The sequence below is a fragment of the Paenibacillus xylaniclasticus genome (genome assembly GCF_004001065.1).
Classification (GTDB): Bacteria; Bacillota; Bacilli; order Paenibacillales; family Paenibacillaceae; genus Paenibacillus_T; species Paenibacillus_T xylaniclasticus.
Map to the genome: position 1 here is coordinate 1 of NZ_BIML01000029.1, position 14673 is coordinate 14673.

Consider the following 14673-nt stretch of genomic DNA (forward strand, 5'->3'; position numbering starts at 1 on the left):
AATGAATCTTGCTTTTCTTTCATCTCGTCCGCTTCGTCAGCAGCGACTCTTATAATGTATCACATCCGCCCACTCGAATGCAAGCTTTTTTTTAAATTCTTTTTCGCTTGTTTTCTTCGATGAGGCCCGCTTCAAAAGCGGCGAGATTTAATTTAACATGACAAGCCTATAGCAGTCAATAGCTTTTTAACATTTCATTTATTTTGTCCTCGTATCGCTTTCGAATGCTATAGGCTCTTGTCCAGTCATGTTAATGTTTTACTGCCTCCGATGAACCTCAACCGTCTCCTGAATGGTACCAATGATTCGAAAAGGTACTGTTGTCATCTTCGTAATTCCATTCATATATAACGCGGTAAATTGCAGTTTATACTTTCCTTTCGGAAGTCCACTTTGTAATGATGACCATCTCGAATCCACTAGCTCCGCTTCATAGCGTGCATGCCCCCCAGCTTCATTCATGCTCCAAGTCATAGATAGATCGGTGCCATCCAATCCGGTCGCAGCAAGTTTTACCGTTACTTTCTGTACTGGAGCTCCCGGGGTTGTTCGACTGCTGGCCAGTATAACCTCCCCTGCATAAAAATCTTTCGGATTACTCCTGGTCTCATGCCCTAACCGGTCGTGAAGCTGCTTCCATGCGTCTGTATGACGAATATCTGCTTCAATAGTTAATGGAGCGACCATGATCTCTTTCGTAACGCTCGATGCTGCCCGTCCATCTGATACAACTAATTTCACGGTGTATATACCCGGCTTGGCATTCGGTATTACAGGATCATTATTATAAGCAAATATTTGAGAAGAAGGGTTCACTACCGTCCACTCGGAAGTCAGAACGTCGCCATCGGGATCAGTTGAAAGGTCCGTTAATGTTAACGTATCCCCCTCCCAAACTGGTTTAGGCGACCAGTCGAAATCAGCCACTGGAGGCCGGTTCGTCTCAATATAGAAAAATTTCGGATCGGACCAGTCACCCCAGTCGTAACCATCATACGCCCGCACCATAACATACAAATTAACTCGTTCCGGCAAATCCGTCGTTGGCACAAACGACGTTGCAGCTCCACCCTTCACATTCGTATCCATCTGCAGCACGCCGCCATAACGATAGATACGCACTTGATATTGCGTTTGCGGATCGCCGTCCCCGTCGCCGTAGCTCCAGTTAAACGTTGGCCGCAGCGCATCAAATTTCGTCGGGTTATATTGATCAGCGCTGCTCGGATTGTAAATTTGCACGATAGGTTTACGATTGTGTATCGTTACCTTCAGCTCGTACTGCGCTGGTACACCCAACGAATCTTCTACTACCTGTCGAACATTAAACGTCCCGATCGTATTGAACGTCTTCACCCAGCTCGTTCGAGACATGCTTTGCAGCGTTTCAGATCCGTTCGTTAGCGAGAGATTGCGAATGTAGTATTCGTGCGGCAAATTCTCGCGGCCGCCGTCTTCGAGATCGTAGGCGTAAGAATCAAATGTAATCGGAACACCCCGGAACGTATTAATATAGCTGGACGTGAAGCCCGGTACAGGCGGCGTATTATTCCGTCCAATAACGCCGATCGTAAGGTTTTGAACGTAATACGTACTCCAAGCGCCGTACTCGTCCCGAACCGCCATGCCAATTTCATACGTGCCTGTCTCTTGCGGGGTGACAAGCTTCTCGCGTACCATCATACCGCTTGGTGAGATATAATAGAATTTCTTTTCGAGCACACCGCGAGTTCTGTAGTAATCAATGCCCGTCGGCTCCGTCGAATAAGTCCATGCGTTCAAATAGCGATCCGGATCATAGCTGTAGTCGACCCATTTCACCGTACCGTCCGGCATCGCCTCGACCGTGAAGTTCGCAATCGGACGGCGATGAACGATAACCTCCGCGACATATTCGTTGGACTCTTTGCGGTATTCCTTAAAGGTCATGTTCGGATAAGCAAAAGACGGATTCGGATCATCCGTTGTTGAGTACTTGACCTTATAGACCCCTACCTTATCAAACGGGATTTGTGGTGTCGTATACGTTTGACCATGCAATGCCGAACGTCCAGATCTTCCATCCCCTGCATCGAGGAACGGATCGCGGAATTGATCGTAGGTCCATTTCGTCAGCTGCTTAATCGACGGATCGTTCTCGGGATCTTGATACCGATCATTGTACTTCACGTTACTGTCCCCAGCGATCGCCACGTTATGGTATTCGGTCGTCGTGCCGGTCACATCCAAATTCGCATAAGACATTCCTTTAAATACTGTCTTCGGAGAGGATGAGTAAGGACCGAAGCTGCCGCCTCTATATTCTCCATCCCGAATATCAATCAGCGGTACGCCATTGACATAAACGCGGTGCCGATCATCCTGTACGATGATTTTATACGTGTTCCATGCATGATCTTCCGCCACAAAATCAGCGCTTCCGATAATCTCGCGCCAGCCATTACGAACTTTTACGAGCAGCAGCTTATTAGGGGTTTGCTCCACGGTATAATAGGACGAAAGATTTTGAATCCGATACGAGAAGCCAGCTCCTACTGAATTGGAGTAATAATCATTGAGCTGCATACTATATTGCAGCTGAATATTGTCAATTTGTTGACTCGAAATTAACTGATTTTGCGTGCCTAATGATTGATTGCCTGCAGCGCTATCGCCTTTGATCCAATACGTATAGTTACCCTCGTTGAATTCAAGAACACCATCCCCCGTTTGACGGATATTTGTCGCATTAAAACCAAGATAAGCAACGGTAATGATGCTTCCCGATCTTATATCAATGGTTTTAAGGGAATTGTCGCTGGAGAAATAGAGCTTTCCATCATTGGTTATGCTTATATTTATATTCGGGGCGTAGACTTCCCATAGATAAGTCAACGTTGCTCCTAGTTTATAAGCATAAATGGTCTGATCGCCCCTGAATAACAGATAATCGTTGAATCTTCCAACAATCCCCGCCCCCGCATATCGATAAGGGTAAAAGGAGGTAGGAAATGTCCAAACTGTAGTCGTTCCCGTTAATCGATCCAGCAGATTCCACTCTGATCCTGTAGTCTTATAGTCTTTGACCGTCAAAAGATATCGTTCATCCATTGAAAGAGCCCAATCCGTACCAATATTAAAATACGAATTATAGGTCGAAAAATTCGATATCTTATGTGCTAAATTATTTTTCATGTCTACCAAATAGAGACCGTCGTTTTGCTTTTGAATCGTATAATTGCCGAAAGCCGAAATTTTACTGATGCTATAATCGCACGTTAAAGTCATGATGCAATTCCCAGAAGAGACTTGGGCTGCAGACGGATCACCCCATGGCACTTTCGTTATAGAATAGTTACCGTTTGTATCGTACGATGGATAAAGATTTTCGTTTATCCCTGGGAGATAGTATTGTGTTGTGCGATTTTGAACAATTGAGTTCGTCGCATAGTGTTTCGTTTCAATTTTATAAGGCTGCCCAGCAGGGTTCACAAAGCTATCAATTGTATAGTAAGCATAACGAGATCCGCTATTAGTAGTGATAGCTGTTACGACCACCTTATTAAATAAATCCACTTGTTCTATTTGTTCTCTGGTCCAAGTGATACCACCATAACTACCTGATTGTCGTATGAAAGGAACTGCATAAACTCCTTCTTTGGAAATGGTAACACTCCAGTCATATGTGTTCCGATCATTTTCAGCGTAATAACCATTTCCGAGACCATAGGTTTCATTTTCTCTGGCGTAATGCAGACCTGTTGTGACACTCGTCGCGCTGCTTATTGCACGGAAATTGGTATACGAGCCATGGTTAGAGGCCGTTGAAGTCAGAGTCCCATCTGCATTCGCGACCCAAGCTTTAGGCTTGTTCGGATCACTTCCATCCGTATTAAGCCAAGAGCCTGAACTGACCACATCGGATGCTTTTATTTGCTGGACGGAGATCAAAGGCGGTTCTGTAATCGTTGATGACACATCAAAGGATACCTCTGGTGCATCATTCACAGCCGTAACGATAACCGTTATACACGCTGATTTTCCCCAGTCCTCTGTCGCACAAATCGTATATTGATATTTCCCCACTTTCGCATACGTTCGTTCGAATTTACTGTTCGCATCCAGATTTATATTCGTGGCGCTCTCATCGTCAAACGATCCATTGTTATTTGAGTCGTAACGTATGGAAACGGTCTTGCTGACGATCTTGTCCCCGTCCGGACTTATCGCACTCACTGTATACGGGAACGGAACACCCCTCACAACGGTAAGCGCCCCTTTGAGCTCCACTACCGGCGGCATATCTTCCAGCACCGTCAGCACATGTCGCGCCGGTTCAATCGATTTTAGACCAATGCCGTCATAAACATCGAGCTTAATAATCTCTTTACCCGGTGTCATATAGACCGATCTCACATTCGTCCATTCATCTCGGCTGTGATCAATGGTACGGCCTGATATTGGACTATATGAGCCATCAGCATTAAATTGCGACGGCAGCGGACGGCCCTCTACCACCTTGGTCGGACCTTCAATGACCGGGATCGGAGCTGGCGGCACAACAAGAACGTACGTACTCGCCGTAGAAGTCGCACCGAACTGATCTCGCATCGTGGCCGTTACGTTATGCACCCCAAGACCATCCATCCTGATGAAGTTATAGCTCATCCAGCCAAGAGTGCCTTTGCTCGGGACGGTCTTTAACCAGTCGTCGCTGCTTAGATCAAAGCCATCGAACGTGATTATATCTCCATCCGGATCGATCGGCGTTGGAACGGTAGGGTCTTGAATGACGACGAGGTTCAGCACTTCTCCTTCCAATACTTCATACACCGGTTTTAACGGCTCGGACGGCCGTACCCATGCGATCTGAAACTCCGGCGGACGGTTGTTATTTGGACCTTTTACTACGAGCTCTTTAGGCCCGATCCAGTCGCTCTCCCCGCAGCTTGTCTTGATCTTCATGTACACATAATGCGTTCCAATGCCGATGACCGATGGATATGAAGACTGCGTATAGGTTGAATCGGCATTCATACCGGTTACGGCAGGGGATATATATTCGCGGTTATCCCGAACGATCTTCCATTGATGATAAACGTAGGTGCAGCCGTTAAGTACAAAGTTTTTCGGTCGCAGCGTGAACGATTCTTTGTACTCGATTTCGTCCGGAATGACGTCGAAGTCTCCGGTAAAGTCCCCTTTTTTCTCATAAAAGAACGTCACGTAAGCTTCCTTCGTGACGGTCGTGAGATACATGGTCACTTTTGATCCGGATGAAATATCATCGCTATATTTGGTAGTCGATTGGCTTTTACCAATGATGGTACCATAGCTCGGATCAGCTTCGACCGTCTGGCTTTTCGGAAGTGGTGTGACAGGTATCACAGTTTCGGCTGCTTTGGTGTAAGTGCCGCTTGGCCCCATTCGAACCATGTGCCGTACGTGCATTTGACCTGTTTCTCCAACAGTATCGATGTCGTAAACGTAGTAGAGGTAGAGCGTTTTAAAGCTGCCGTCGTAAGTGAAGCCCGAATATTCGCCACTCGTCGGACTACTGATCTGTGATTTGGTTGGTGGGGTGCCGGTAGTGGTTTTGACGTAACCGGCGTATTTGTAGCCTTTTGGAGCTGCAGCGGATGTAGAACTAAACTTTTTATTTTGCTCCAGTTTCTCCTCACGATCGGCCAGCCCTGGAATCGGGTTTCCGTCGCGATCGACGTGACGAATGATGGCTTGTCCGTCTGTCTTCTCTGGTTTCTTGGTGTAATACAGATTGACGTGATAAATATCGTAAGTGCCATCATAGGTTACGTTCGGGGGGTTACCGGATTGGATCGATCCACCGCTTGGCGGTCCGGTAGTAGACTTCTTGTATCCGACATAATCGTACTTTGCGTTCGTCGCCGGTGTAAACGCGAGTGATCCACCTTGCGAAACGTTGAAAGATTGATCTGGAAAATCCGAGTCGATGAGCGTTCCGTCTGTCAGGTAATGGTGGACGGCTACGCGGCCGTCGAGCTGGATTTCGAACAGTATAGGAATGTAGTAGCGGTAGATTTTTGCGTCATCTGTACATTTGGGGCAGTAGTCTACGCCTTCATTCATGTACTGCGTACGCACGTTAAAGACTTGTGAAGAAGCAAGAAGCGCTGTTACATTGGCATTGAAAGTTACTGTTGATCCACCAATGCCGTAAATATTGGTGGCATTGTGATTAGTAATCTGAGTGCTGATAAAAGACTCAAATTCATTCCAGGGCTCCGATCCTGTACGAGACTCTAAAAAAATCTCAGAGTGATTGTTCGGATTAAACGCTCTTACTTTAACATCCCGAACCCTTCTGTCTGGAAAGTTAAAAGTATATGTCTTACTTACATCTACAGTAGAAGCAGGAATGTTACCAACTGTAGGGTGGGGTTTGGTAAGATCCCATGTCCCGTCATTCTTGCTCATAATTTCGTAGTACATAAATCCGACAGCGACGTAACGGGATTCGCCGTTCATAACTTTATTGATTGGTTTTACACTGGCATTATCTCCGAGCGCCGCTTCTGCAACTTCAGGTACAAAAATGGTGAGTCCAAGACCCACCAGTATGGTAGCTATGAGTATCGCTAATTTAAAGAGCTTTTTCATAGTATCACCCTTAGTTGAATGGATTTTTAACTAGAATAGGGTAGCTTTTTTTATCTACCGCACTTCTTATTCCGATATAGTCGGCACTGCTGAGCTTAAAATTCATATAATTCGTATCCCCCAGGTTATCTAAATCATTAATGGTTGACTCACTATAATAGTGAATACGAAATCCACCAATTGATTCGCGAATGCCCGCTAATTCTGCCCGACTACGGTACTTCTTATCATTTGAGAGGAAGAACAAGCCCGTTCCCATTGATCCCGTTTGTGTAGTTGAGGAACGAATATATGTGCTGCCGCCTACACTTTTAATGAGATCCCACCGATAGTAATATGATCCTTCGAGAAGAAACGGGAAATCTTTAATTTCCAATACATAAGCCTTCGTTGCCTTTGTACCCGTGTGATATGGATCAAGCAGGCCCTCTACCCCCTTGTAATAAGGCAAAAACGGCTTAATATCCACCAGCTTCGCAACATCTTCAAGCTTCGGAATGTTCTTATGCCCGATCCAGACGAATTGGTTCACCTTATCCCATTCGACGGCCACGCCCAGCGCTTCGCTAACGAATCGCAGTGGCACAAACGTCCGGCCTTTAATCACTTTGGCTGCCGTGTTTAACGTGAGTTTCTTGCCATTAACGGTCGCTGTTTTAGAGTCAATCGTCAGCTTAATCGTTCGTTCACCTTTCACAATCGTAATGTTTTTACCCGACAGCGATAGCTTGCCGCCAAGATTCTCGGATACGACGCGCACCGGCACGATTACCGATCCGTTGTCATTAATCGGCCGCGCATCCGGAAATGCAATTTTCCGAGCATCAATCAGCACTTCAATTGGCAGCGGTGTATGAATGAGCTTGGAGATGGAATACGGACCGTCAGCTGCATGTGCAGGCACCCCCGTTGAACCAATCATTGTCGTTATAGTAGTCAGTAGCAGAAGCAATTTTTTCTTCATAAAAACATCCACCTTTCACCCTATTGTTATTATCAATTTATCCATTCACGTATTTCGAATTATGAATAAGAGCTTCAACAAGCCTATCAAGATCCACCACCAAAATACTAATAATTACCATTCTATCACCACTCATCCCATCTGCGAACATTTTTTTACAACGTTCTTCACTATTCGACGGTATTGCTCGCAACAAAAAAAGCACCTCTCTGCAACGACAGCAAATAGCTATCGCGTGCAGACAGGTGCTTCCTGTCCGTAAGCATATTCATTTACCGCTATTATAAAACCAATTTTTACAAAAATCAACTACCCTGCATTCGTGCGGTCTGCGTCGGCTGATGTTACAACGGTATAGCGAAGCTCCAGCGCTTCAGGATCACCGGACTCCGAGATGAACGGAACCTCGTGGACGATCGATCGATTGACCAGCTTCTGCAGCAAGAGCGACAGATCGACATGCAGATGCGCAAATACGGGATGATTCTGCAGCTCCATAACGCTCCAAGGCTCAGGGCGGCTTGCTAATGTGCGAAGGAGCAGCGAACAGCACGATTTCATTTTGCTCATGATTGTAAACTCGCATGCCAGCATAACAAGCTGCACACGCTGCTCGAGCGTCTCGGAGCTGGCGGTCAATTCTTCATACAGCTTGTATATACCAGGGTGCACTCTGCGTAGCTGACGCCAGACCGTAAGCTCAGGATGCTGACCTTCTTCAATAAGCGCGATATGCGCCCAATGATGCAGACCGGCCAGAATATTCGAATAGGCATCCAGTAAATTGCCGTCCTGCAAATCTTGCTTCGCCTGAAAATAGGTGCGGACATAAGCGGCAAATTCGACCAGCCGCTTCTGCTCCCGGAACAGATCAGGAAACACGAGCAACGATTCACGAATATTTTTCAAATAGTTGTCGCGGTCTATAAGCAGCTGCCCCCGCTCCAACCATTGGATTATGCTTCGATTCTCTCCGCCGTAAATCCAGCGGTCAAGCATGATCTTATCGACCGTACGCACAAGCACCCGTTCGCCGTCGAATCGAAAATGCTCTGTCTGACCCGCAAGCTGAGACTGCTCTGTGACGACCAGCAGCAACAGATCATGTCCGTCGATAAGAGGATTATAAGGAACCGGGTTCTCAATTGCCGCTAAGCTTACGAGACCGCTGTCATTTTTATAACTTTCAACAAAATGATGTTTTATATGTTCCATGAGGCCTCCATATAGCTTAACCGAGAGGTTTCGGCTATAATATTAGTCTACAGCATACTGTTTCGACAACCGTCCGGCTGATTCCTGCTAATTTATGCGAATCACCCCCGGCATTTTTCGACAATTTACTGGAGGGGAGCTTCCACCGTGTTTTTCAAAACAGCAAAAATCAACGAGTTTCGTCTTTGGGGCTTATTGTTTATGCTCGGCGGCATGGGCATGATGATCTTCGGTACAGCAGGAATTGTCTTCTTCGACGGCACAGCCGGACGAATTTTCGCCGGAACGTTCATGGTGCTTGGTTCGATTTTAATGCTCATCAGCGTCGGGATCTACTTCTGGGCAGGCATGATGTCCACCAGCGTCAAGACGATTCAATGTCCGGAATGCGGCAAGCATACGAAGATGATCGGCCGAGTGGACCGCTGCATGCATTGCAAAACAAAAATGACCGTCGATCCTTCGCTTGCAACAGACCTGGACGACGAGACGTTCGAGCCTATTGAGGGACAGCAAGAAACCGCTACTGTATCTGCCCCTCCGCATGCGTAAGTCTTAACTTTGCTAACATTCAGACCTCTACATACGTAAACAAAATCCCCTTACAACGAAGGCCATATGGCATCGATCAAGGGGATTTTTGCATATTTACAATATAGGAAAATAGTAGTGCAGTCTGCAGTTCACTATAGCTTACAACTTTGGTTTATGACTTTGGCTGTCCCTTCAACGCGCCGTCAATCGTGCTCCATACATTCCCGCCTTGAAAAGCACGCTGCCACGTCGCAACGCCAGCCAGCTTATATTTATGCACGAGAGCAACTCTCGCCTTCAAGGAAGTCTCATCCTCCAGCCATATCCGTTTACGTCCGCCGTCCTCTTCAAACTCGACGTAATGCTGACCGGCAGCTTGATCAAATGTCGGCGTCAGCTTCTTCTCCTTTAGGAGCGAAGCTGCCTTCTCCATGCCAATCGCTTTGGAGCTAACTTTACCGTCCTTCTCCGTCCATACTCTCGTATACAACGGCATAGCGAGCACCATCTTCTCCGGCGGAACGCCATCCTCGTCCAAAATGCGCGCCAGCGATTTCTCCGTCCACCCAAGCGACGCAACCGAGCCTGCTTTCGGACTGCTTGCCCAATGCTCGTCATATGCCATCAGCATCATATAATCAACCGTTTGACCAAGAGCCTGACGATCGAGAAAGTTCGACCACGTATCGCTGCCGCCCTTCGGCGTAACGTCAATCGATACGACTAGTCCCTGCTCGTGCAGCAGCGGAGTCAGCTCGCGTACGAATTGTACGACGTTCGCTTTATCCGACAAATTAACGTTCTCGAAATCGACGTTAATGCCTTGTAAGTCATACAGCTGCGCGAATGCAAGCAGCTGCTGAATCATTTTGAACCTCGTATCAACGCTTGCCAGTGCCTTCGCCGTCCGCTCGGGCTCAAAGCCGTTGCTGAACAGCGCCCAAACGTGCATGCCGCGGTTATGCGCCCATTTGACATATCGTGCATCGGCCTTACTTATTATATCTCCGTCGCCGTTCTTCAGCTCGAACCATGTGGGGCTGACGACATTAACGCCGGGCATATCGCCAATAGATGCCGTATTGATCGGATTATTGTACACCGCTTCCCAGGTCAGATTGATCTGTCCTCCGGTAAGCTTAGGCGCTTCGAACGGCTCCGGCTGATCCGGCACAGGGACCGTCTCCGTCTCGGCAGTTGTGACGTCAGCCGCTTTCACATAACCGACTGCACCATCGGGCCCTTGCACGTACAACCACTTCTTATTCTCCTCACGCCAAAGCCGCAGCACTCCCGTACCTGTCACCTGCTCGACGATCGGCGCTTTGATCGATGGCTTCGTACGAATCGGGACTCCCTTCTTTACATTCTTCGGCTTAACCCGCTCTACCGTATCTCCCGCCTGAAGAAGCGTCACAGTCCCGCTGCCCGGCTTGTACTCCGCCTGAAGCCCATACAGCTGCTTAAGCGGTTCAACAGGCAAATACACTTCATCCTCCTGCGTCTCCGCCGCGACCCGAAGCTCGTACGGCTTACGGTTAAGCGTAGCGGTCAGCTCATCTGTTTTCATCCGGAGCACGTGATTGGCGGTCGTCAAGATGATTGATCCGCTCTCGTCCTCATATGGAATCGGACTGCTGTCGCCCATCACATCCTGGATGGCCGACAGCGGCAGCTTCAGCTCACTACCGTCCATCAATGCATGCTTATCTAATGGATTGCCCTCATAAAATAATGCAAACCCGCTTCCATAATCCGGGGATACATGCTTCTTATTAGGCGCTAGCTGATTCCAACCGATCCATGCCCCAATCACGGCGCCAACCAGTACGAGCAGGATGAAGCCTGCAGCTCCGCGCCGTCTTCGCCTTCTTCGGCTGCTTACACGCAGTCGAATCGTTTCCACCTGAACACTCTCCTTATCGTCACCTGCAGATCATACGATCGACACAGTAAGTTGATTAAATAAAAACGTGCAGCGGGAAGACGAGCCTCCTTCTGCACGTAATCGCGCATATAACTATTACGAAACCTTAACGCAAAAAGCTTCACTTGTTAACCGAGAAATTACTTCAAGCAATCCTCGCAGACGCCGTATATCTCCATCCGATGTCCCTCAACTGTAAAGCCCGTCGTCTTGGACGCCGCCTTCTCTACTTCGAGCAACGGAGGATATTCAAAATCAACGATCTTACCGCAGCACTTGCAGATCGCATGATAATGATCCGATAAATCAGCATCAAAGCGGCTCGACGAGTCGCCATAGGTCAATTCCCGAACAAGTCCCGCCTCGACGAATAGCCGCAAATTGTTATAGATCGTCGCCACGCTCATACTTGGAAACTGTGGGGACAACGACTTATAAATCTCGTCCGCTGTCGGATGCGACATAACGCTCATTAAATAGCTCAATATAGCATGACGCTGAGGGGTCATCCGGACGCCATTATTTTTCAGTTGTTCCAGTGCTCTTTCGACGGTGGCACCCATACCATTCACGTCCTTTATTCCATCTTTAGAATTATTGTAATTGCAAATTAAAGTTTTTGTCAATGTAAGCGCTCAAAGCTGCTTTCGTCAACCGGTAAGGGCTGGTCTAGCTTCCTATCGTACGAAGGGAGCGATTTCAATGCTGCTGTTCGCATTAACGTATATTCGGTGATCGCCGCCTCCAACGATGCCTCGGACGGTTTTGCGCACGGAGGTTAGCGGCAGTCCGGGATCTATATGGATTTGTCCGAACGTGACGGAGCCGTTCATCTCGTAGCTTCCATCGGACGGTAGCTGCAGCTTTACATCTCCAACCAGTCCCACAATGTCCCAATCTCCGCCAACAACGCTGCTGGATACCTCGATCGTTCCATTCAGCGTATCAGCCTTCACACGTCCTGCTGCTTCACGGATGGATACCTCGCCATTCTTCGTCTCTACCTCAATATCGCCCGCCACTTGCTTCAACTGTATTCCGCCGTTCGCAGTCGACGCTGTTACATTACCGCCGGCTTCAATGGCGTTAATGGAGCCATTACTTACGGAAGCATGAATTTCATCCGCTACCTGTATAAGCCGAACGCTTCCGTTCACCGTTTGGGCTGATACGGTACCGCTTATTCGCTGAGCAGTAATCGTGCCGCTGCCAACCTCAATCATTAATTCAGCAGGCACAGCGATATCGAACACTTTCGCATCCCCACTCTGAATTTTTATACGCATTTCCAGCCGCTTATGCTCCTCAATCTCTGGCTTGTTCTCTGCCTGTTCTGGAGCTTGCTCTGCTGTACCTTCAACGCTTGCGTCCTCATCCAGCGCGGCTGTCTGCCCCTGCTCCATTGCCGCCTCCTGCTCTGTCATAGGCAAATCCACACTCGCGTCTTGCGGGTCTGCCTCAACCGATGCGTCCTCACCTGGAACAGCATCTACGATGGACGGCGGCAGTGAAACCGTTATATTAACACGCGGCTTCCGCTCTCCACCTTCGCCAAAGCCTTGCGAAACCGTCTTAATCGACATTTCTTCTCCAGCAACAAGCTCGACGTTCGTACCTTCGGCAGCCGCATCCGCTTCCGCACGGTCGGCAGAATCAATCCATACGGTCGTATCGACAACGATACGCTCCGAAGCTCCGCGCTGGACATATACCTCTCCGTTCGGATTATCAATGATAATCCGTCTCACATCAGATGGAACATCTGCGGAAACCGCCGGCTTGTCGTAGCTAAATCCTTTCTCCTCACTGAAGTTCGAATAGCCGCTGCGCTGTGCTGCCCATTGGTCCAGCCAACGGTATGGAAGCTCCGCATATTGCGTAATGCTGTATGCGGTCACCGCAATGACGACAGCTGTCATTACGGCAGACATATCAGCCGATAACGCTGCGGGCGTAGTCCGCCGAAGCAAACTGTAGGCTAGCAGTTCGCCGCCGAACAACACGAACAGAAGCGGCCACCAGTCACCAATTAGCGCAACATTGTCCTTGCCCGTCCACTCATCCGATAGGAGAAGCGCCCCTGTCCCGAATGAAAGCGCAGCCGCCGTCCATCTACCGAGCCAGTACCGTCCGCCCTTTCTCCGGCGCACTACGATCCATGCCGTTACTGCAAACATGAGCACAGGCGCCCCATAATTCCCCGCTGTATCCAGCCAAGGACGCAGCTTGTCCGGCATTCGAAGCAGAAGCAACAACAGCAAGCCAGCCATCATGGTAAGAACCGCATGCAGCCAGCGAAAAGGTTCGTCTACAGGATCGGGTATCCCATCCGTAACAGACTCCCCGCGCGCCGTACCCGTTGTTTGAAGGGTGTTAAACACACTATAGAAATACAGTACGGGAAGCACCATTCCTAAAAATACGATAAGCAGCAAATGGCGTCCTCCGGCCGTATCCGCCAGCTTGACCATCGCCGCGATGTCAAGCGCAGCTGTCGACACAAGAAGCAGCCCTTTGGCATACCGTCCGAGTATCCAATGTCCCGCCCCAGGTACGAGACACGATGCGAGCACGGCTGCCCATCTTCTCATGCTGAAGCGACTGACCGATGCTGATCGCCGCTCTTGAGGAGAGCCGTTCCGAGCCGTCATTCCGAGCTCACTCCTCTTACGCCCTCAACATCGTTAATATCATTCACCAACAGCACGATGGACTGATTCTTCGGCAAGGTAATATACATTTGAACCATGACCTGGCCTCCGTGTCCGTCATGCTCGGTATGATCGTTAACCGTCAATTTGCGGACGACAATATCTCTTTCATGAATAATGGCGTTCATTGCTTGCATTAGCACGGCTCGGTCATCGGCATATATTCGAAGCATTTGCTCCTTCTTGCCCCGAAGAAACCGCTTCTCAACCTTATTCATCGCCCACAGAATAAAAAATACGGTCACAGTAGCTGTCACGGCCGGAATATAGAACCCTGCCCCGATCGCCAAGCCGATCGCTGAGACAACCCACAGTGACGCAGCTGTCGTTAATCCTGTAATCGACTTGCCAGTGAACAGAATCGTACCGGCTCCCAGAAAACCAATACCTGTAATGACTTGAGCAGCAAGCCGTGCAGGATCGAGCCGCACATTCGGTTCGTCGGCGAAAGCGCCGAAGCCGTACATCGACAGCATCATTAATAGACAGGAGCCAAGACATACGAGCGTATTCGTCCGAAGTCCCGCCGCATGATTAGATTGCTCTCGTTCGAAGCCGATTAAGCCGCCGAGCAGCAGCGCAAGACCCATTCTCAGCAGCATTTCGGTAGTATCAATGTACCATGGACTTGCGACTTCGCCCGCTACCATTTCACATCCATCCTTTCGGTTAAAAATGATTGTAACACATTGTATGCGGAATCA

The 14673-nt window shown here is 48.6% G+C and carries 8 protein-coding genes; 1 reads left to right on the forward strand and 7 read right to left on the reverse strand.

Annotated elements, in window-relative coordinates; genetic code table 11:
• Window positions 1-258: 258 nt before the first annotated feature.
• The 3 genes from PXY01_RS18735 to PXY01_RS18745 form a co-directional block, all read right to left on the reverse strand.
• Entirely contained in the window at window positions 259-6618 is a 6360-nt protein-coding gene (locus tag PXY01_RS18735; protein WP_127572090.1) for a glycoside hydrolase family 78 protein, read from the reverse strand.
• 10 nt (window positions 6619-6628) lie between these two features.
• The gene (locus tag PXY01_RS18740) at window positions 6629-7582 is read right to left on the reverse strand and encodes a copper amine oxidase N-terminal domain-containing protein (protein WP_127572092.1); all 954 of its coding nucleotides are present in this window, start codon (window positions 7580-7582) and stop codon (window positions 6629-6631) included.
• 309 nt (window positions 7583-7891) lie between these two features.
• Window positions 7892-8797, reverse strand: a complete 906-nt coding sequence (locus PXY01_RS18745) for a nucleotidyltransferase-like protein (RefSeq protein ID WP_127572094.1) — start codon at window positions 8795-8797, stop codon at window positions 7892-7894.
• 147 nt (window positions 8798-8944) lie between these two features.
• Here PXY01_RS18745 and PXY01_RS18750 point away from each other — a divergent pair, with 147 nt between their 5' ends.
• Window positions 8945-9349 carry a DUF2614 family zinc ribbon-containing protein gene (locus PXY01_RS18750; RefSeq protein ID WP_127572096.1) on the forward strand — a complete coding sequence of 135 codons (405 nt, stop codon included), beginning with the start codon at window positions 8945-8947 and terminating at the stop codon, window positions 9347-9349.
• Window positions 9350-9503: 154 nt separating this feature from the next.
• Here the strand turns inward: PXY01_RS18750 and PXY01_RS18755 are convergent, their stop codons facing one another.
• The 4 genes from PXY01_RS18755 to PXY01_RS18770 all read right to left on the reverse strand — a co-directional run bounded on the left by PXY01_RS18755 (window position 9504) and on the right by PXY01_RS18770 (window position 14619).
• The gene (locus tag PXY01_RS18755; RefSeq protein ID WP_127572098.1) at window positions 9504-11237 is read right to left on the reverse strand and encodes a glycosyl hydrolase family 18 protein; all 1734 of its coding nucleotides are present in this window, start codon (window positions 11235-11237) and stop codon (window positions 9504-9506) included.
• A 161-nt stretch (window positions 11238-11398) separates the two neighbouring features.
• Window positions 11399-11821, reverse strand: coding sequence for a peroxide-responsive transcriptional repressor PerR (gene perR, locus PXY01_RS18760; RefSeq protein ID WP_127572100.1), 423 nt, complete (start codon window positions 11819-11821; stop codon window positions 11399-11401).
• 114 nt (window positions 11822-11935) lie between these two features.
• Window positions 11936-13909: a DUF4097 family beta strand repeat-containing protein gene (locus PXY01_RS18765; RefSeq protein ID WP_127572102.1), complete on the reverse strand. Its 1974-nt coding sequence runs from the start codon at window positions 13907-13909 to the stop codon at window positions 11936-11938.
• Window positions 13906-14619, reverse strand: coding sequence for an MgtC/SapB family protein (locus PXY01_RS18770; protein ID WP_127572104.1), 714 nt, complete (start codon window positions 14617-14619; stop codon window positions 13906-13908). The genes PXY01_RS18765 and PXY01_RS18770 overlap by 4 nt, the downstream gene beginning before the upstream one ends.
• Window positions 14620-14673: the final 54 nt, after the last annotated feature.

Bases quoted from the DNA above. Each gene is read 5' to 3' on its own strand.
- PXY01_RS18735 (WP_127572090.1), bottom strand. From the start codon at position 6,618: ATGAAAAAGCTCTTTAAATTAGCGATACTCATAGCTACCATACTGGTG.
- PXY01_RS18765 (WP_127572102.1), bottom strand. From the start codon at position 13,909: ATGACGGCTCGGAACGGCTCTCCTCAAGAGCGGCGATCAGCATCGGTC.
- PXY01_RS18745 (WP_127572094.1), bottom strand. From the start codon at position 8,797: ATGGAACATATAAAACATCATTTTGTTGAAAGTTATAAAAATGACAGC.
- PXY01_RS18740 (WP_127572092.1), bottom strand. From the start codon at position 7,582: ATGAAGAAAAAATTGCTTCTGCTACTGACTACTATAACGACAATGATT.
- perR (WP_127572100.1), bottom strand. From the start codon at position 11,821: ATGGGTGCCACCGTCGAAAGAGCACTGGAACAACTGAAAAATAATGGC.
- PXY01_RS18770 (WP_127572104.1), bottom strand. From the start codon at position 14,619: ATGGTAGCGGGCGAAGTCGCAAGTCCATGGTACATTGATACTACCGAA.